The following is an 18,361-nucleotide window of genomic DNA, read 5'->3' as shown; positions in this document are numbered from 1 at the left end:
GGCTATGGACGATCCCGTGCGTTTCCTGAGGGAGAAGGATGAGCTCACGCATCTTGAAACCGAGACAGGTTGGCTAAGCACAGCTTGGCGTATATCTGAAGAGGGCTCGATCACCGTTGATATCGACATGTATATCCATGGACGATTGTTTGCAGGGGAGATGACATATCCGGATGCGTTCCCGGATTCTCCGCCCTACATACGTCCGCGAGATAAATCTGAGCGGTGGACTAGTCATCAATATGGCGTGGGTGGCTCACTGTGCTTGCAGTGGCGGGCAGATAACTGGCATAGAAATGTGACTGGTGCAGATATGGTACGCAGTGCATACGAGTTGCTAAGTACAGAACAGCATCCTGAGTTACCTCATTCTGTTCCCTCTGCGCATCGCTTGACAGAGGGGCAGAACCTTAATTTTATATTTCGACGTTATGTCCCTACCTCCGAAGTTGAAAATATATTAACTGTGCTCCCACTTCCGTCCAGAACCCGAATATCATCTTCAACGGTGTATAACGAAGGGTCGGCGGTAATGTTCATAGCAAGAGTCGCTGACGCACAGGATGAACTGCGAAATGTTTCCGATATCCCTCAAGGGCTCATCGATTTTGTTAGTATTTTGTCATTATCTTATGAGGGTTGGGTCTTTAGAAGCGACTACTTTAGCCAGAGGCAATCCTTAGATTCCGTAGAAGCATTAATCCAGATGTTGATGATGGCCGGTTTTAACACCGATGATGTTCTGGTTAAGGAAGGGGATAAGTACAAGGCTAGGACGATCATATTACTAGGCAAAGAGTGGACATCACTGCGAGTATTCCTGATAGATTCTGGGGAGCAACCAGTGCTGCGGGAACATCGAGTTGTCAGCTCTCCGAACTCAGCCTTAAGGCTTTCGGAAGAATCACAGAAGTTGAGTAAGGTCCGCATAGGAATTGTTGGGCTGGGATCCGTAGGCAGCAAACTTGCGATTTCACTTGCTCGTTCAGGTGTTAGACAGTTCTTATTAGTCGATGACGATTATCTCACGCCGGGCAACTTGGTGCGTCATGAGTTGGGGTGGGCCCAAGTGGGAGCGCATAAGGCATTGGCCGTAAGCAATACTTTAGCGCTTATAGCGGCTGGAGTGAAAGTGGATGTAAAGATTATTCGTCTTGCGGGGCAAGAGTCGGCGGTGACAGCAGCAGCTGCGCTAAAAGATCTGTCTAATTGCGACTTGTTGATCGACGCCACAGCTAATCCAGAAGTCTTTTTATTGTTAGCAGCGACTGCCCGGCGAAATAGAATACCTATGTGCTGGGGGGAGATATTCGCAGGTGGTTACGGAGGCATGATCGCGCGAGCACGCCCCAAACACGACCCAAATCCATTAGCTGTGCGTGACGCTTACCATTCTTATCTCTCAACCCTCCCCGAAGCACCTTTTAAAAATATGGCTAGCTACGATGGGAGTGATGAACAACCACTTATTGCATACGACAGCGACGTGGGGTTTATTACCACTGCACTGACACGGCTGGCTGTGGATACTGCTTTATGCAGAGAGCCAAGCGAATTCCCGTATTCTTTGTACTTGCTTGGTATGCGTCGTGAATGGATTTTCGAGGAGCCGTTTGACACACGGCCAGTTGAAATAAGTGGAGAGGGCTGGGAACGTGACGAAAATGCTGTGAGAGATGAAGATAGGGTCGAAGTTGCAAAGGCATTGATAAATATGTATGAAGGAAAACAAAGTGCTAACTCTGATTCTACCGACTAAGCAACATAATTTAATGAAGGCAGCGCTCCGAAAAGCTGGTCAACGTGAAGTCGGCGGTATTCTTATGGGTGAAAATATCGGGAATAATGTTTTCATCGTTCGTGAAATAACCATACATCGTCATGGTACGTTTGCATCCTTTATCAGACGTATTGAGGATGCTATTGGTGGGCTCCGTGCCTTTTTTAAAGAAACTGGCTACGATTATGTACGCTTCAATTATATCGGTGAATGGCACTCACACCCTTCATTTGAGCCATATCCAAGCAGAAAAGACGATCTGTCTATGTTACAGATCGTAAAGGATGAAACTGTCGGAGCGAATTTTGTAGCTTTGTTGATTACCAAGCTTGGACCTGGCGGAGAGTTGATTTCAACAGTCCATACATACCTTCCTGATGGTTCGAAGATTCCATCAACTTTTAAGATTGAGACGTGATTTAGGTAGGGGTAAGAAATGTTAACTTGTCTAATTACAACGGATAATATTGATTCTTCTTAGCTATTGTTTATATTTTTCCATTTTTTTCGGTGGTGGCATATTATTATAACGATAGCAAAGCTTTCTGTCATAAAACATTTCGATGTAATAAAAAATACCACTACAGGCTACTTCCCGTGTCCCACGAATCTTTTTCTTTATCCGTTCTGGCTTAAGCAACTGGAAAAAAACTTTCTCCATCTACGTAGTCGTGACATTACCCACGGCGACTCATAAAGCCCCTCAGTCCTTGTGATTTCAGGAATGACTATCACTCGTGTCTCGTTCACTGACAACCTTGATCAGAACAAACCTGGACCTGTTTTTGAGGATTAGCACTAAATGAAAGTACATTGCCTGAAGTATTCAAATGTTTTAGGTTGAAGATAGAAGGAGGTAGTTAGCCTCCTTTTTTAAATTTGTGGGGTAGTAAAAACCAAATCTGAGCAGAATTAAAAGAGAGAGAGTTATTTTTTAACGGAAACCTTACGTTGCACATTTTCTGCTTCCTGATACGATGCTATCCCTTTACAGTCACGAGTGACGAGTCTTAAAGTTATCTCTCCGTGTGTTGGTGTATTAGTCCAATATGTTCCGTTCAAAGATAATTGATCTCCTGCTAACTTTAATTCCCCTGCACCGCTTGTTATTGAATGCGCGCCTGAAAAAATTTTCCTTAGTTCAAACATATAGCAAAGCCTAGTCACGTCTGTTTTCGAGCTTCTTAAAAGAGCTTCAAGTCGGGATTCTCCTTCCTGTCTTTCGGTAAAAGATTGAATAGATAGAGTTAGATAGGTTTGCCGTATCACGAAAAAAATAGGAATGACCAATCGGTTTCCGTCAACAGCACCGTAGTCTGACCTTAGCTCTCCAACCCAAACGCCATGGACGAGAGGTCGATTCATCCATTTGGCTAGATGCCGCCACCGCCAGGCTAATTTTGAGAATACCCCGAAGAATAAAACACAAAGACCAAGCGATGTGCTGAATGCCTTCCATGCAGCAGAGGGTATTGGTTGCTGGAAGTAATACCATTGTATAAGAAAAATTAGCAAGCCCAGTATCCCCATTAGCCAGCCAAATACTTTTAGTAGGCGTTCAAACTCGGCGGTAGTTAGACTAAGGTTATTCATTGGATCTCACCAATTGTATCTTCAAAACCATTTTTATAAATGTGTATATATCCTTCTGCGGATATTACAGCAGCAGCTTCCACTTGCGGTAAGGTTGATATTAGTTTAGCTGTCATCTGACGAGCACCTTGCGGCCAAACAGCTAATGGGTTGGCAAGAGCAACATCGAGAGGAGGAGATACAAATTGCGCAATATGAGTGAGATCTCCACTTTTTGCCTCAATGAGGTGAAAACCATCATGCATACTGCTTCCGCGAGTTGCCAACATTGCAAGAACCTTAAAGACGTCGTCTGTACCCGAAATGGGTAAGCCTTTATCTGCATTAAGGCGCGACCCTAAAGGAACTACAGGCAAGTTCTCGATAGTTCGATAAGCAATAACCCCAATTCCTACAAAATCGGTAGACCTTTGTGCTACTAGTCTAGTTAGAAGTTGATGAAGCCATAATTTGTTTATAAGTCTACCCTCGCCAGTTAAGCATTTGCATGTGTGTAAGATCCTACCATCAAACAATTTTTGCATGGAAGGGGTTTATTCACATTAAGGTCTTTGAAACTAATCCCCACTGATCAAGGCAATACAATATACGTAATGCTCCACCAATTGTGAGAAGAATTCCGAACTTTCGCATCGCGCTCAAAGCGTATGATCAGATTCTATTGCATTCTGTTTGCTGAAACTTATCAGTTCCAGTCCGATCTAATAACTCTTTCTTGATGCGGTAAAAGGTTGCACGGCTTATATCTGCCGCCTTCATTATGTGGGCTGGTTTAACGTTTTGTGCAAGCATCTCGCGAACGGTCTCACGGGCCTCCATATCTTTTTCTTTCCCCGTATACAAACCTGCCTGTTTTGCTCTTGCGATACCCTGCGCCTGGCGTTTACGACGAGTTTCATAATCTTGTCGTGCCATTGTTGCCAGGATATCGATTAGCATGGCATTGACTGCCCTAAGAATGCCACTGGTAAGGTCGTTATCGGACATTTCAACCATTTGCCAACTTGTTGGTAAGTCCATTGATACGATCACCAGCCCTTTCCCGTTCAACGTAGCTTTGAGTTCAGCCCATTCTTCATGTTTAAGACGGCTTAGACGGTCAATCGCTTCAATAAGAAGTAGATCGCCGGGTTGTGCTTGTTCAAGAAGATGCATTAGTTCCACACGCTCCAGCTTCGCACCGCTGGCATTCTCAATGTACTCTCCGGCAACTTGCCAGTTTTTGCTTTGCGCGAATTCGCGCAGGCTTACTAATGCACGATCAGCATGTTGGCCTTCGGTAGATGCACGGCAATAGATACGGACATTCATCATGAATTCTCTTTTAAATATCAAATCAATACCCATATGATACGGTGTGTATTATTATTGTCAATAGAGTCTAATTTAACCCTATTGATACTTTGTATCATGGTCTTAATCAGGTATACCCTATTGATATCTTGTGATCATGAGCAACTTCTGTTTGAATCTTGGCTAAAATAGCCAATGGGATACAACATGAGCAAGATGATTCATAAAGTCTAATCAATATTGGGATGCTGTCTTCTGTGTGTAGTAGCGGATTTATTCTCACTAAAACCATCAAAGTGATGATCTTTACGTGCTATTGTTATAAACATAATCTAACGAGTTTAAAGTTTGATGCATGAACAGGATGAATGATTATGGATGAGATTGATTATTATACAGATAATGTCAAGGAGTGTCTTACAGGGTATGTAACAATAGATGGAGGTAATTATGTTTCAGAATTGTCAATAGATGATGATGGAATAGAAATTCGATTGCTTGATTTTAATAGTAAAATGAATCGTGCATACTCAGAAGTTATGGCATTGAATTCAATTTTGTTTCAGAAAGGCACTCGCTATTATCTTTTGTTTGGTTTGGAATTACATGAAAGCTCTTTTATGAGAATGGGGGTTGATGGAAGATTCAGTACTTATACATTCTCCGCTCAGGGTTTCTTATATTCAAAATCAAGGGTGAATACTAACTCTTTATTTACCAGTGTAAGCATTCATGGAGAAAACATAAAAAAATGGTCTGGCAGTACTCGTAAGTTAGATAAAATAATAGAATGTGGTCTTGGGTTTTCAAATAAATTACCTAATGATGATGATTGTGTTGAGTTTGAGAAAAATATAGACGGACTCGGAAAGATTGGATTGTATTATTCATATCGATACGGTGGCTTAAGTGGTTTGCATACAGTAGGAATGGACGTTGAACCTCATGTTACGGTTTCCTTTGAAAAGCCTGTTGGACTTGATAGGTTAATCGAAAACTATATTGATTTATATATGATATTAAGGTTCTTCATTGGTGGTTCGCTAATGATATCAAATATTAAAACTAATAGTGTTTCTAACTATGGGCGAGAAAACATTCAGATTTACATAAAAGAAAAAAAAGAAGATCATAAAACTATCAATACTGGAATGTTTTTAACCTATTCGACTATATATCACGATGACTCAGAGAAAAATTTTCCTGATTCTGTTTGGGAGGGATATTTTAATCCTGAAAACCACGAGGTCAAAGAACTCGTTAAAAAATATGTGACTTACTCCATGGTTCACAGCAATGAAGAAAAGTTTCTTGGTTTTTATAGGATGATTGAATCCATGACGATAAGAAAATCATGTTATGTCGATGAAGCGTTATTATCAAAATTGTTGAATAGATCAAGGTGTTTATTAGTCAAGAAATTTCCAGGCGCACCACTTGGTGATTTCATTCGTGCGATAAAGAGAACAAATAAGAGTAAGCACAATACTGAAAGTTGCATCCATCATTTTATAAAAAGCCTTCCTGAATCGGTTGTTATTAAGTTAGATCTTAAAAAAATAAGTATCAATGAAGTATGTAAGTCGCGAAATCAAATTATACACCAGCCATTATTTTCAGAAACACCAAGCAAAATCTATAAACATATGCAGGCTACGGAGATACTTACAAAACTGGCACTATTGATTAGGCTTGGCGTTCCTATGCAAAAGATAGAAGAAATAATTTGTTATCATCGATAAGTGGTGAATATAGCCAATGAACACATACTCACTAAAATTAAGAGTTTTGATTCTGGGATTTTCTATTTTATACTAAAAATTTACAGGGTTGGCAGAGACTTCTTTTTAGCTGTTTGCAAAACTTATCTAGAGAGGAGTATATGCCACCTTCTATGAAGGTGGATTTCTACTATTTATAATATTAAACGACAAAAATGCTACTTATGACAAATTTCCCGATCATAAATTCCGCCATTTAAAGCCAGCATTTGCCTCTTCTTCTTTGAAACCATTTTTGTCATGATTTGCGAATCATCGAAGAAAATGCCCCCAAATGTTCCTGGTCGTGCATTCCAGCCAGAAATAATCACTGTATCGCCCACGTTTAATGCTGCTACAGTATTGTTATTGTATTCCGTATTTTCGAAAAAGAACTTCAAGCCTTCACTTGAATCAGTGATGTGTAACGTTACTAACGGATTTTTACTGAAGGTGGCTGCGCTAATCTTTTTTATTTTTCCTGTAACCATCAATCGGCACTTTTTGAAGTCATTTGTTGCTCTGAACTCATGTTCCTGAAATCGTGCATAAACTTCTTCGGTTGTATAGAGTCTTGGAAGTATATCGATTATAGATGGCTTTGTTGATTGTTCGTTTTGTTGTAAAGATGCTGAACCTCCGTTCGAGAAATGTATTGATTCAGATGTTCTGGCTTGGCTGGGTGTTATTGCTATTCCGTTCAATATATAAAGTCCGAAGAAGGCAACAATTTTCGTTGACTTTTTAAATTTTGAGATCATTTTGTTTCTCCATAACTTCTATCTTAACAATACGCTCTCCATTACGATATATTTTCAGCTTGTCAGGCGGGGACTTCACTGCATTACGGATTTCGTTCATTGTATCTTTCGATAACATATCGCAGCCTTCCATATACATAACCCTTCGGGTATCGGTATCTGGTATGTTAGTGAAGCTGCTACTGACCCATAAATCGGGTATTTCAATTCCATGTATCAGCTTCATATACACAACGATGAAAGCATCTGTCAGGTGAAACCGTCCAACCGTGTATTTTCCGGTATAGTTATTACCAGAAGATGAAGCTACCCAATCGTTTTTTAAAACCAAAGTCAGTGCATTATTTTCCATTTTCAGACTCCAGTTCACGAATGCGATTGTTCGTCATGTCGGTAAGACATTTCTGTTCATTATTGCAGCCGGATTTGTGCTTTATCCATTCTCTTTGAGAAGGAAGCAATCGTTTTCGGGTTTCAGGGCTAAGGCTTTTCCAGACCGAATTAAGTTTCTCATCGCTTGCTTTATAACTGTGTGTATCGACGTTTGAGGTTACTGCATTGTTTTTGGGAGCTTCGCTACCGCTGCTATAGAAAACGGGTGCACGTACTCCCTGAGCGTAGTCTTTCGCTGCTTTTTCCCACAGGCCTTTCCCATTGGCAGTCAACATTTTTCCGAACTCTGTGGTGTCGAAACTGTAATTGCGGATCTCGCCATTGAAATCCAACTTCACGTTAACGGCTGTTGACTTCGAAATGCCAGTCAAGAAATCACTAGCTTCGGACCCGAAGGAACAAGCGACTTCTTTAGTATCACTGACATTAGGGCGTAACCCGTGCATCGTGAATCTGCCGTTATCAGTTGTAGCAGTGATATCTACCAGCGGAACGATTGATGAGGATTGCTTTGTCATCGCGAAGCATATCCCCTTCAGATTTACATCCCTGTCCATCCCGAGAAACATCAGGGCGTTTTTGTCGCTGCTTGCGACACCTGCTGATTTTGCCTCTGGCAAGAAATAGACGGTACTGGAGGCGGTGGTTATACCTGAAACGAAAACAACACCTGACGCCATGATTTTTATGGTTTTTATAAGGATAGTCATTCTGGATGCCTTCTATCGTTCTCACTCCATCGTGGACAGAGTATTCATTCCATGAGTCTTGTTTACGAGAAACACCAACTGAAGACTCATGATCTTACATTGATCTATGGAATCTATCAATCTTGCAAAATTGATCTATAAAAACGATCAATTGACATGAGAGGAAGAGAGAGGATTGTTACTAAGTCGATTGTATTTACAGGGTTTTTGTATGGTTCATATGCTTGATGCTAATGTGGGGCTGCGCTTAGTATTGAATACTGCGATTGAAAGACATAACCATCTACTTTGTGCGGGGTTTCCGGCAACCATAGAGGTGTTTCGATAAGAAGCGGTGCAACTCGCACAGTTCGTATACATAATGAATACGATGTAATTTGAACCCTTGCTCTAAAACGCTCGGTATCAAGTTTTACGGGGCTTTGGTATGGAATGGTATCTGGGGGACGGTTTGGTTGCTTTCCCCTTGTCAGGTAGGCAAGGGGGAGAGTGATTTAGCGTGTTATTTACTGTGAAAGTTTCTCTAAGTCTTCCAGTGAGTTAATCTCGTACTTAATGCCGTTGACAGTAGCATATGATTTGCTCGTAATGCCATCTACCCTGATAGCTATTCCACTGTCTTCGTCTCGGGTTACGCCATCCTCGAGCTCGGTTATAAATGTCGGGTTTAGAATGCTGACTTCGTGTTTGTCTTTAATATGCTGCGCAAATTTTTCAGGTGAAATCAGTTCATCAATGAAGGAGTGCAACACAAGTCCCTGCATTTTTAGTAAGTCATGATCGTTTACTGTTTGTGCCTCTACATACGAAATACCAGGTGATCTGTTGCGATTAAACTTAATCACTATTCTCTGCTTTGTTTCGTCGGCGAAGGTCACTTCAAAATGACTGTGCCGACCATCAATGTCATAACAATCAATACGTTTGATAGCTTGCTTTACCTTCAGTCTAATCCGCTTACGCTCAGGATTCTTTGTGTCGTGAACATCGAAATGTCGGAATTGATCCCAGCCAGTAGTTTGAATTTCTGAACGGCTGATTTTGTACTGTTGAAATTCTTTCTCAAGCGTAATTTTTTTTTGTTTATTGGCATTAATCTGATCTGCCAATTCTTCGATGTTGTCTGTCAAAGTTGCTAGTTTTAGCAGCTTCTTAACAGCTTCAGATGCCTTTTCAATCTCAGATTCGTACCATGCTGTTTTATCCTCTTGGTGGTTGTTCCAGACGTGATCAGCGATTAGTTGTAAAACAGTGTGCTCAAGTTGGTATGACGTAAACCCTTTTTTACCGCAAGGTTTACCCTGAACGATTTTTGAACCACATATATATCGGTACTTGTTTTCACTTGAACCAGATTTGAACATGAAAGATCCACATTTACCGCAAAAAAGAATACCGATACCTGAGAGTAGCGGTATTTCAGGTTCAGGATTACCTCCTGGATATGTTGATGAACTACGAGTGACAGCACGATGTCGATCTAACTTCGAAAGTGTCAAGTAGTCTACTTCCGACATAAGTGCTGGATAGTAATCCGGAATAATGAATGTTTCTTTCAACGGTTCATCTGATTCGGAATCGTATATGATGGCACCTGATTCATCGCGTTTATCCAGCGTGAAGATTTTTTGTCCGTGAACAGTGGGATTCAAAAAGGTTCTGATCAAATGTTTGCCCCATTGCTCCGTTTTGGGTGTCAGCGCTTGACCTGTCTTGTCTTTATAAACCCTCTTTTTAGGGGCAGTGTAGTGTTCGTTAAGATATCGTTGGATTCCAAGAAGAGTTTCACCGTTTTGTTTCAGTTCTATAATCTTCTGCGCTGCTGAAAAATACATTGGGTGTGGGGTAACGTATCCTGATTTTGTATCTACCCACCACACATTCTGACCCACTGATTCTATTGCTTTTGCTGGCGTTCCCGCTTTTCTTGTCAGGTTGTACCGTATCAGCGAACGGGCTTGGGCTTCAACCCGATTCTTTTTTGTCAACGATTCGTCGTGGGCGCGTGTGAACATCAACAATGAAATGATTAAATCGGTTGGATTATTCTTTACGTCCGCGTACTTATAGACCTTTTCATCCATACCAGTAACAACAACTATCCCCTTGCTAAGTATGCTCTTGAATATATCCAAAGCGGTCCAAGCATCATCACGGCTAATGCGGTCAAGGTTTTCGACTACGAGCCACGAACCAACAGGAACTTTAACCCCAATCTGCTTGATGAACTCCGAAAGCTTCCCTTCATGAGCATTTCTTCCTTTGAACGCGGACATGCCGAGATCATGGAAAGCCGTTGTATCAAGTTCGAGATTATAACGGGCCGCAATTTTTAGAGCGGTATCTTGCTGACGCTCCAGGGAGTTACCTTCCCGTTGTTTCACAGATGAAAAACGCACGTACGAATACAGCTTTGGTTTCATTAAGTGTGATTCCCTTCGGATGGTCTTGATTGATCAGATGCTAACAGCAGGAATGTGAATTTTAAATAGTGAATAATTATATGTTAGGCAAACCTGCCAATACCCGCTGCGTTCAGCTCTCGGAAACCAACCTGTGCATGATCTTTGGCTCACCGCTGCGTCCGAAGGTCTGCTCCGGGCTTCAGCCCACGGCTGAAATGTGCGGCAGCACGCGAGAGCAGGCGATAACGTACCTTCTTGAGCTGGAAGCGCTAACCGCGCCTTAAACGTCTTTAATCCTCGCCAGGCAGCCAATCGTCAGCGTACACATCACCAGCGCAATCCAGAACACCGTGTGATAGTTCCAGATTTCGGCCACGACACCGGCCATTGAACCGGCAATAATCCAGCCCACGCGGGTGGTATTAGTATAAAGGGTGGTGGCGGAGCCTGCCTGGCCCGGCATCAGATCCTGGAAATAAAGCATGCCTATCCCGGCGAGAATACCAATATAGATAGCGTTCAGCAGCTGTAACGCCAGCAACAGCCCCGGCGTATGTACCGTCAGCATACCGATATAAAACAGCAGACCGGCGACGGCGGCGATGCGCATTAAAAAACGTTTCCCGAAGCGCTTTGCGTAATAGCCTGCGATCAGCATGGTCGGGATCTCAAGCCCGGCTGCGGTGCCCATCATGATGCCCGCCAGCTTCTCCGGCAGGTGCAGTTCATTAATGATAAACAGCGGCATATTGATGATATAGAGGCTATTGGTGCCCCACATCAGCGTGCAGATCGCGAACAGGAGCAGAGCATCGCGGCGGTTACGGCGCGGCGCTTCCAGCACGCCCGTTGCCACCTTGGGCTCTTTGCGCATGGACGGCAGGAAGAACCACACCAGCGCGCCGCACGCCACAAACGCGACTGCCGCGCTCAGGTACATCACCGTAAAGCCAAAACCCATCGCCAGCGCGTAGGCCAGCGGCGGGCCAATCACCCATGCCAGCGACACCTGCGCACGCAGGACAGAGCTGAACATCACCGCTTCACGTCCGGTATGGTCGGCGTGTTCGCGGGCAAGCGCAAACAGCTGTGGGTTAGCCGTCGAGCCAAAGCTGCTCAGGAATACCCCGACGAAAAGCAGAATGAAGTAGTTGCGGTTCCAGGCAAAAAGAACGCAGGCCATGACCCCCAGCAGGCAGCAGAAAACGATCAGGCTTTTACGATCGCCTTTTCTGTCGGATCGCCCCGCCAGGAACTGACTGACCAGGATGCCGATGATGGCGCTTCCGGTAAAAAAGAAGCCAACCAGCGCCGGACGAACATGAACCTCATTGGTCAGAAATAAGCTCAGCGTCGGCGTCTGTAACGCACCGGCAATGCCCGTGAAGAAGGCAACAATCAGGAAGGCCGCTGAGGTCAAATCAAAGGGCTTCGGCGAGGCAGCCGCAGGGATGTTATGCATGTTTTATAATTAGCGAGTAGCAGAGAGGGGCGGAGTGTACGCCGTCAGCTAAAAAATAAACAGTGGGTGCGGTCAATGATGCCACGAAAAATCAAAATGGCATTTCATCTTGCATCCACATCGGCTGACCTTAGCTGAAACTGACTTGCTGAACTTCAGCAAAATTCAGCTCAATGAAGAAGAAATGTGCTGTATCTCTAAATTCTGACATCAGAAAGACGAGTTTACTTGCAAGGTACAGCAGAAAGCGCAAGACTTTTTGAAACGTTTCAGCGCTATCTTGTTTTAACAAACGGAGCAGGCTAGCGCATTTTTTCTCATTAAAGCTGAAACGATTCAAGTTCAGCAGGAGTGGAGAACCATGTTCCAGTTATCTGTTCAGGATATCCACCCGGGCGCTCAGGCCGGGGATAAAGAAGAGGCTATTCGCCAGGTTGCCGCTGCGCTTGTGCAGGCGGGTAACGTCGCGGACGGCTATGTCAACGGCATGCTGGCCCGCGAGCAGCAGACTTCAACCTTCCTCGGCAATGGCATTGCCATTCCGCACGGTACCACCGATACCCGCGATCAGGTGCTGAAAACCGGCGTTAAGGTGTATCAGTTCCCGCAGGGCGTGCTCTGGGGCGACGGTCAGGTGGCCTATGTGGCCATCGGTATCGCGGCCAGCAGCGATGAACATTTAGGTCTGTTGCGTCAGCTGACGCATGTCCTGAGCGATGACGCGGTGGCTGAACAGCTTAAATCCGCCACCACCGCGGAAGAGCTGCGCGCCTTGCTGATGGGCGAAAAACAGAGTGAAGCGCTGAAACTGGATAATGAAACGCTGACGCTGGATGTGGTTGCTTCCGATCTGGTGACGCTGCAGGCGCTGAACGCGGGTCGTCTGAAAGAAGCCGGCGCGGCGGATGCCACCTTTGTGACGCGCGTGATTAACGATAAGCCGTTGAATCTGGGTCAGGGCATCTGGCTGAACGACAGTGCTGAAGGCAACCTGCGCAGTGCGATTGCCGTGAGCCGTGCTGCCACGGCGTTTGAGGTAGAAGGCGAACGCGCGGCCATGCTGGTGACCGTCGCGATGGCTGATGAACAGCCGGTTTCCGTGCTGAAGCGTCTTAGCGATCTGCTGCTGAACAACAAAGCTGAAAAACTGCTGAACGCTGATGCGTCCACCGTGCTGGCACTGCTGACCAGTGATGATGCGCTGACGGATGACGTGCAAACCGCGGAGTTCGTGGTGCGTAACGAACACGGCCTGCATGCCCGTCCGGGTACCATGCTGGTGAATACCATTAAACAATTCGAGAGTGAGATTACCGTGGCGAATCTTGACGGCACGGGCAAACCGGCCAACGGCCGTAGTCTGATGAAAGTGGTCGCGCTGGGCGTGAAGAAAGGCCACCGTCTGCGTTTCACCGCGCAGGGTGCCGATGCTGAACAGGCGCTGAAAGCGATTGGCGATGCCATCGCGGCGGGTCTGGGGGAGGGCGCATAATGAGCAGACGTGTTGCGACTATTACGCTGAACCCGGCTTATGACCTGGTGGGGTTTTGCCCGGAAATTGAGCGCGGCGAAGTTAACCTCGTGCGTACCACCGGCCTGCATGCTGCGGGCAAAGGGATTAACGTCGCGAAAGTGCTCAAGGATCTCGGTATCGATGTCACCGTGGGCGGATTCCTCGGTAAAGACAACCAGGATGGTTTCCAGCAGCTGTTCAGCGAGCTGGGCATTGCCAATCGTTTCCAGGTTGTTCAGGGCCGTACCCGTATCAACGTTAAGCTGACGGAGAAAGACGGTGAAGTGACCGATCTGAACTTCTCTGGCTTCGAAGTGACGCCGTCAGACTGGGAACGCTTTGTCAACGACTCGCTGACCTGGCTGGGCCAGTTCGACATGGTGTGCGTCAGCGGCAGCCTGCCGTCCGGCGTCAGCCCGGAAGCGTTTACCGACTGGATGACGCGCCTGCGCAGCCAGTGCCCATGCATTATTTTTGACAGCAGCCGTGACGCGCTGGTCGCGGGCCTGAAAGCCTCTCCGTGGCTGGTGAAGCCAAATCGCCGCGAACTGGAGATCTGGGCGGGCCGTAAGCTGCCAGAATTAAAAGATGTGATTGACGCTGCCCATGCGCTGCGCGAGCAGGGTATCGCTCACGTGGTGATCTCTCTTGGTGCAGAAGGCGCGTTGTGGGTTAACGCGTCTGGCGAATGGATCGCCAAACCGCCGTCAATGGAGGTTGTGAGTACCGTTGGCGCAGGGGATTCCATGGTTGGCGGACTGATTTATGGTCTGCTGATGCGGGAATCCAGTGAACATACTTTACGTCTTGCCACTGCCGTTGCTGCCCTGGCCGTCAGCCAGAGCAATGTCGGTATTACCGATCGTACCCAGTTAGCCGCGATGATGGCGCGCGTTGACTTAAAACCTTTTAACTAACAGCAGGAGAGGAATAATGAAAACGCTGCTGATCATTGACTCCGGTCTCGGACAGGCACGCGCCTATATGGCGAAGACCTTGCTGGGAGCGGCGGCGAACAAAGCACATCTCGAGATGACTGATAACCCGGGCGATGCCGAACTGGCCATTGTCCTGGGCGACAACATCCCGGCTGACAGTGCGCTGAACGGCAAAAAAGTGTGGCTGGGCGATATTAATCGCGCGGTGGCACATCCGGAACTGTTCCTGAGCGAAGCGAAAGGCCACGCGTCTGTCTACAGCGCGCCTGTCGCGACGGCACCGGCTGCGGCCACGGGCCCGAAACGCATTGTGGCGGTGACGGCCTGCCCGACGGGGGTGGCTCACACCTTTATGGCGGCTGAAGCCATTGAAACCGAAGCAAAAAAACGCGGCTGGTGGGTAAAAGTTGAAACGCGCGGCTCCGTCGGTGCCGGCAATGCCATCACCCCAGAAGAAGTGGCGGAGGCCGATCTGGTTATTGTGGCGGCGGATATCGAAGTGGACCTGGCGAAATTTGCCGGTAAGCCAATGTACCGCACCTCCACCGGCCTGGCGCTGAAAAAGACCGCGCAGGAGTTTGATAAAGCGCTGGTGGAAGCGAAGCCGTATCAGGCAACCGGCGCGCGCCAGACCGCGACGGAAGGGAAGAAAGAGTCAGCAGGCGCCTATCGTCACCTGCTGACCGGCGTGTCTTACATGCTGCCGATGGTGGTCGCGGGCGGTCTGTGTATCGCGCTCTCGTTCGCGTTTGGTATCACCGCGTTTAAAGAAGAAGGAACGCTGGCGGCAGCGCTGATGCAGATCGGCGGGGGCTCAGCCTTCGCCCTGATGGTGCCGGTACTGGCGGGCTTTATTGCCTTCTCCATTGCTGACCGCCCGGGTCTGACCCCGGGTCTTATCGGCGGTATGCTGGCCGTGAGCACCGGTTCTGGCTTTATCGGCGGTATCATCGCGGGCTTCCTCGCCGGTTACGTCGCGAAGCTGATTAGCTCGAAGCTGAAGCTGCCGCAGAGTATGGAAGCGCTGAAGCCGATCCTGATCATCCCGCTGATTTCCAGCCTGGTGGTCGGGCTGGCGATGATTTACCTGATTGGTAAGCCGGTAGCGGGCATCCTGGCGGGTCTGACCCACTTGCTGCAGACCATGGGCACCGCGAACGCGGTTCTGCTGGGCGCGATCCTCGGCGGCATGATGTGTACCGACATGGGTGGTCCGGTGAACAAAGCGGCGTACGCCTTTGGTGTGGGCCTGCTGAGTACCCAGACCTACGCGCCAATGGCGGCGATCATGGCGGCAGGCATGGTGCCTCCTCTGGCGCTCGGCCTGGCGACGATTATTGCCCGTCGTAAGTTCGATAAAGCGCAGCAGGAAGGCGGTAAAGCCGCGCTGGTGCTGGGTCTGTGCTTCATCACCGAAGGCGCGATTCCGTTCGCAGCGCGTGACCCAATGCGTGTGCTGCCGTGCTGTATCGCGGGTGGTGCGGTAACGGGTGCAATCTCCATGGCGATTGGCGCAAAACTGATGGCACCACACGGCGGTCTGTTCGTGCTGCTGATCCCTGGCGCCATCACCCCGGTACTGGGCTACCTGCTGGCGATTGTTGCCGGTACGCTGGTGGCGGGCCTCTCTTACGCGGTGCTGAAACGTCCGGAAGCGGAAGTTGTGGCGAAAGCAGCGTAAGCGGTAAGCAATAAAAAAGCCGGGTGCTGATGCAACCCGGCTTTTTTTATGCCGCCTGTTCAGCGGTTTGCTGTGCCTTCAGCCAGGCAATCTCTTCTGCCCAGATGTCCGGATTGATGGTTTCAAGCACCATCGGAATACCGTCGAAGCGGGCGTCCTGCATGATAAAGCGGAACGCATCGTGGCCAATGTTGCCTTCGCCCAGGCTGTGGTGGCGGTCAACGCGGCTACCAAAGGCGCTTTTCGCATCGTTTAAGTGCATTCCGCGCAGGTACTTAAAGCCCACAATGCGCTCGAACTCTTCAAACGTGTTTTTCGTTGCCTCGGTGGTGCGCAGGTCATAACCGGCGGCAAACGCGTGGCAGGTATCAATGCACACGCCCACGCGGGATTTATCCTCCACGCCGTCGATAATCGCCGCCAGATGTTCGAACTTAAAGCCGAGGTTGCTGCCCTGGCCAGCGGTATTCTCAATCACCGCGGTGACGCCTTTGGTCTTGTCCAGCGTGATGTTGATAGATTCGGCAATGCGCGCCAGGCAGGCATCTTCGTCGATCTGCATCAGATGGCTACCCGGATGGAAGTTCAGCAGCGTCAGCCCCAGCTGTTCGCAGCGCTGCACTTCATCCAGAAAGGCCTCGCGGGATTTTTCCAGCGCTTCCTGAACCGGGTGACCGAGGTTGATCAGGTAGCTGTCGTGGGGGAGGATCTGGCCGGGCCCGTAGCGGTATTTCTCACAGGCGGCTTTGAAATCATCAATCACCTCAGCGGTGAGCGGTGCGGCGCGCCACTGGCGCTGATTTTTGGTGAACAGGGCGAAAGCGGTCGCCTCAATTTCGGCGGCGCGAATGGCGGCATTCGCAAGGCCACCTGCAGCGCTAACGTGCGCTCCAACATATTTCATAAAGGGACTCCTGTTAACCCGAAATGCCTATGATAGCGGGTTAACAGGAGAAGGATGTAGTGGTTTATGCCATCAGGCTATGGACCGCGAGGTTAATTGCGCCACCGCCGACAATCAGCCAGATGAAGAGCACCAGCGCCATCAGCAGCGGTTTCGCACCGGCTTTTTTCAGCGCGCTGACGTGTGTGGTCACCCCCAGCGCCGCCATGGCCATCGCCAGCAGTACGGTATCCAGCGTCACCAGCATATCCACCACCGCTTTCGGCAGCAGGTGGAAGGAGTTAAAGATAGCGACCACGATGAACAGGATCGCAAACCACGGAATGGTGATTTTGCTCTTCTCGCTGCCGCCCGCCGGAGCCAGCTGTTTAACCCGTGCGGCCAGGAAAATCAGGAACGGCGCCAGCATCATCACGCGCAGCATTTTGGCAATCACCGCCGCGTTTTCAGCGTCCGGGTTAATGGCGTGTCCTGCTGCGACCACCTGGGCCACTTCGTGCATGGTCGAGCCGATATAGATGCCGTAGGTTTCCGGGCTAAACCAGTGGGCGACCAGCGGATACATGGCCGGGTAGAGGAAAATCGCCAGCGTACCGAAGATCACCACCGTCGCGACGGCAACCGTTACCTTGCTGGCTTCGGCTTTCACGACCGGCTCCGTTGCCAGCACCGCCGCTGCGCCACAGATACTGCTCCCGGCACCGATCAGCCAGCTGGTTTGCCTGTCCAGGCCAAACACTTTCTGACCGATAAAGCAGGCCAGTAAAAAAGTGCTGGTCAGGGTCAGAACGTCGATGGCGATCCCGCTCGCACCCACATCCGCAATCTGCGAAAAGGTGAGACGAAAGCCATAAAGAATGATCCCAAGACGCAGCAGATGCTGCTTGGCAAAGATTACGCCGCCGTCGCAGGATTTCCAGATATGTGGATAAACGGTGTTACCCACGACCATGCCGAGCAAAATGGCGAGCGTCAGCGCGCTGAAACCTGCGCCTGCGATGGCCGGGATGCTGCCGCCCCATAGCGCGACGGCGGTCACTGCGGCGCTGAGCGCAAGACCCGGCACGAAGTGCCACACTGTACGATGATGTTGTAAGGTGATTTCTGACATAACCTTCTCCTTTGTCTGGCTAAAGGTTACGGCGGTCTGGCTTAAAAATAAAATTGA

At 48.1% G+C, this 18,361-nt stretch carries 17 protein-coding genes and 1 pseudogene; 7 read left to right on the top strand and 11 right to left on the bottom strand.

Going from position 1 to position 18,361, the window contains the following annotated elements; translation table 11 throughout:
* Positions 1-4 precede the first annotated feature (4 nt).
* Together ACEPLT_RS15290 and ACEPLT_RS15285 are read left to right on the top strand one after the other, a co-directional pair.
* A complete protein-coding gene (locus ACEPLT_RS15290; RefSeq protein ID WP_447088279.1) occupies positions 5-1,759 on the top strand; it encodes a ThiF family adenylyltransferase in 1,755 nt (584 codons plus the stop codon).
* Positions 1,734-2,198: a Mov34/MPN/PAD-1 family protein gene (locus ACEPLT_RS15285; RefSeq protein WP_447088278.1), complete on the top strand. Its 465-nt coding sequence runs from the start codon at positions 1,734-1,736 to the stop codon at positions 2,196-2,198. The genes ACEPLT_RS15290 and ACEPLT_RS15285 overlap by 26 nt, the downstream gene beginning before the upstream one ends.
* Positions 2,199-2,261: 63 nt before the next feature.
* Here ACEPLT_RS15285 and ACEPLT_RS15280 read toward each other — a convergent pair.
* The 4 genes and pseudogenes from ACEPLT_RS15280 to ACEPLT_RS15265 form a co-directional block, all read right to left on the bottom strand.
* Positions 2,262-2,574 (bottom strand): annotated as a pseudogene (locus ACEPLT_RS15280) (IS3 family transposase); the annotation flags it as partial.
* Positions 2,575-2,707: 133 nt separating this feature from the next.
* Positions 2,708-3,373: a hypothetical protein gene (locus ACEPLT_RS15275; RefSeq protein WP_086812946.1), complete on the bottom strand. Its 666-nt coding sequence runs from the start codon at positions 3,371-3,373 to the stop codon at positions 2,708-2,710.
* Positions 3,370-3,642: a hypothetical protein gene (locus ACEPLT_RS15270; protein WP_095451861.1), complete on the bottom strand. Its 273-nt coding sequence runs from the start codon at positions 3,640-3,642 to the stop codon at positions 3,370-3,372. Before ACEPLT_RS15270 ends, ACEPLT_RS15275 begins: the two co-directional genes overlap by 4 nt.
* Positions 3,643-4,024: 382 nt before the next feature.
* Positions 4,025-4,684: a recombinase family protein gene (locus ACEPLT_RS15265; protein ID WP_447088380.1), complete on the bottom strand. Its 660-nt coding sequence runs from the start codon at positions 4,682-4,684 to the stop codon at positions 4,025-4,027.
* Positions 4,685-5,040: 356 nt separating this feature from the next.
* Between ACEPLT_RS15265 and ACEPLT_RS15260 the strand changes: the two genes are divergently transcribed.
* Positions 5,041-6,408, top strand: coding sequence for an ApeA N-terminal domain 1-containing protein (locus ACEPLT_RS15260; protein WP_447088277.1), 1,368 nt, complete (start codon positions 5,041-5,043; stop codon positions 6,406-6,408).
* 197 nt (positions 6,409-6,605) lie between these two features.
* Here ACEPLT_RS15260 and ACEPLT_RS15255 read toward each other — a convergent pair whose 3' ends face one another.
* The 4 genes from ACEPLT_RS15255 to ACEPLT_RS15240 form a co-directional block, all read right to left on the bottom strand.
* On the bottom strand, positions 6,606-7,187 hold the full coding sequence (locus ACEPLT_RS15255) for a hypothetical protein (RefSeq protein ID WP_447088276.1): 582 nt from the start codon (positions 7,185-7,187) through the stop codon (positions 6,606-6,608).
* Complete coding sequence (locus ACEPLT_RS15250; RefSeq protein ID WP_086813120.1) at positions 7,171-7,539, bottom strand: hypothetical protein; 369 nt, start codon at positions 7,537-7,539, stop codon at positions 7,171-7,173. Before ACEPLT_RS15250 ends, ACEPLT_RS15255 begins: the two co-directional genes overlap by 17 nt.
* Positions 7,529-8,290: a lysozyme inhibitor LprI family protein gene (locus ACEPLT_RS15245; protein WP_447088275.1), complete on the bottom strand. Its 762-nt coding sequence runs from the start codon at positions 8,288-8,290 to the stop codon at positions 7,529-7,531. The genes ACEPLT_RS15250 and ACEPLT_RS15245 overlap by 11 nt, the downstream gene beginning before the upstream one ends.
* A gap of 506 nt (positions 8,291-8,796) precedes the next feature.
* A complete protein-coding gene (locus ACEPLT_RS15240; protein ID WP_447088274.1) occupies positions 8,797-10,713 on the bottom strand; it encodes a recombinase family protein in 1,917 nt (638 codons plus the stop codon).
* Between the two features lie 80 nt (positions 10,714-10,793).
* Between ACEPLT_RS15240 and ACEPLT_RS15235 the strand changes: the two genes are divergently transcribed.
* Positions 10,794-10,979 (top strand): hypothetical protein, encoded by a 186-nt coding sequence (locus tag ACEPLT_RS15235; RefSeq protein WP_039025027.1) that lies wholly within the window; start codon positions 10,794-10,796, stop codon positions 10,977-10,979.
* Here ACEPLT_RS15235 and setB read toward each other — a convergent pair.
* Positions 10,976-12,157, bottom strand: a complete 1,182-nt coding sequence (gene setB, locus ACEPLT_RS15230) for a sugar efflux transporter SetB (RefSeq protein WP_063615912.1) — start codon at positions 12,155-12,157, stop codon at positions 10,976-10,978. The two genes, ACEPLT_RS15235 and setB, sit on opposite strands and share 4 nt — an antisense overlap.
* A gap of 361 nt (positions 12,158-12,518) precedes the next feature.
* On the opposite strand from setB, the gene fruB reads away from it, so the two are divergent.
* From fruB to fruA, 3 genes are read left to right on the top strand one after another with little or no spacing between them, the layout of a single operon-like run.
* Complete coding sequence (fruB, locus tag ACEPLT_RS15225; RefSeq protein ID WP_032675207.1) at positions 12,519-13,649, top strand: fused PTS fructose transporter subunit IIA/HPr protein; 1,131 nt, start codon at positions 12,519-12,521, stop codon at positions 13,647-13,649.
* Positions 13,649-14,587, top strand: coding sequence for a 1-phosphofructokinase (gene fruK / locus ACEPLT_RS15220; RefSeq protein ID WP_008500936.1), 939 nt, complete (start codon positions 13,649-13,651; stop codon positions 14,585-14,587). Before fruB ends, fruK begins: the two co-directional genes overlap by 1 nt.
* 16 nt (positions 14,588-14,603) lie before the next feature.
* Positions 14,604-16,289: a PTS fructose transporter subunit IIBC gene (gene fruA / locus ACEPLT_RS15215; RefSeq protein WP_032675206.1), complete on the top strand. Its 1,686-nt coding sequence runs from the start codon at positions 14,604-14,606 to the stop codon at positions 16,287-16,289.
* 46 nt (positions 16,290-16,335) lie between these two features.
* Here the strand turns inward: fruA and nfo are convergent, their stop codons facing one another.
* Positions 16,336-17,193: a deoxyribonuclease IV gene (gene nfo / locus ACEPLT_RS15210; RefSeq protein ID WP_032675205.1), complete on the bottom strand. Its 858-nt coding sequence runs from the start codon at positions 17,191-17,193 to the stop codon at positions 16,336-16,338.
* A 64-nt stretch (positions 17,194-17,257) separates the two neighbouring features.
* Positions 17,258-18,304 (bottom strand): YeiH family protein, encoded by a 1,047-nt coding sequence (locus tag ACEPLT_RS15205; RefSeq protein WP_023294037.1) that lies wholly within the window; start codon positions 18,302-18,304, stop codon positions 17,258-17,260.
* Between the last annotated feature and the right edge of the window lie 57 nt (positions 18,305-18,361).

This window comes from Enterobacter sp. fkY84-1 (assembly GCF_052974705.1).
This window is presented reverse-complemented; position numbering and strand designations above follow the sequence as displayed.

Bases quoted from the DNA above. Each gene is read 5' to 3' on its own strand.
- fruK (WP_008500936.1), top strand. From the start codon at position 13,649: ATGAGCAGACGTGTTGCGACTATTACGCTGAACCCGGCTTATGACCTG.
- ACEPLT_RS15250 (WP_086813120.1), bottom strand. From the start codon at position 7,539: ATGGAAAATAATGCACTGACTTTGGTTTTAAAAAACGATTGGGTAGCT.
- fruB (WP_032675207.1), top strand. From the start codon at position 12,519: ATGTTCCAGTTATCTGTTCAGGATATCCACCCGGGCGCTCAGGCCGGG.
- nfo (WP_032675205.1), bottom strand. From the start codon at position 17,193: ATGAAATATGTTGGAGCGCACGTTAGCGCTGCAGGTGGCCTTGCGAAT.
- ACEPLT_RS15265 (WP_447088380.1), bottom strand. From the start codon at position 4,684: ATGAATGTCCGTATCTATTGCCGTGCATCTACCGAAGGCCAACATGCT.
- ACEPLT_RS15240 (WP_447088274.1), bottom strand. From the start codon at position 10,713: ATGAAACCAAAGCTGTATTCGTACGTGCGTTTTTCATCTGTGAAACAA.
- ACEPLT_RS15260 (WP_447088277.1), top strand. From the start codon at position 5,041: ATGGATGAGATTGATTATTATACAGATAATGTCAAGGAGTGTCTTACA.
- ACEPLT_RS15275 (WP_086812946.1), bottom strand. From the start codon at position 3,373: ATGAATAACCTTAGTCTAACTACCGCCGAGTTTGAACGCCTACTAAAA.
- setB (WP_063615912.1), bottom strand. From the start codon at position 12,157: ATGCATAACATCCCTGCGGCTGCCTCGCCGAAGCCCTTTGATTTGACC.
- ACEPLT_RS15205 (WP_023294037.1), bottom strand. From the start codon at position 18,304: ATGTCAGAAATCACCTTACAACATCATCGTACAGTGTGGCACTTCGTG.
- fruA (WP_032675206.1), top strand. From the start codon at position 14,604: ATGAAAACGCTGCTGATCATTGACTCCGGTCTCGGACAGGCACGCGCC.
- ACEPLT_RS15235 (WP_039025027.1), top strand. From the start codon at position 10,794: ATGTTAGGCAAACCTGCCAATACCCGCTGCGTTCAGCTCTCGGAAACC.
- ACEPLT_RS15290 (WP_447088279.1), top strand. From the start codon at position 5: ATGGACGATCCCGTGCGTTTCCTGAGGGAGAAGGATGAGCTCACGCAT.
- ACEPLT_RS15255 (WP_447088276.1), bottom strand. From the start codon at position 7,187: ATGATCTCAAAATTTAAAAAGTCAACGAAAATTGTTGCCTTCTTCGGA.
- ACEPLT_RS15270 (WP_095451861.1), bottom strand. From the start codon at position 3,642: ATGTTGGCAACTCGCGGAAGCAGTATGCATGATGGTTTTCACCTCATT.
- ACEPLT_RS15245 (WP_447088275.1), bottom strand. From the start codon at position 8,290: ATGACTATCCTTATAAAAACCATAAAAATCATGGCGTCAGGTGTTGTT.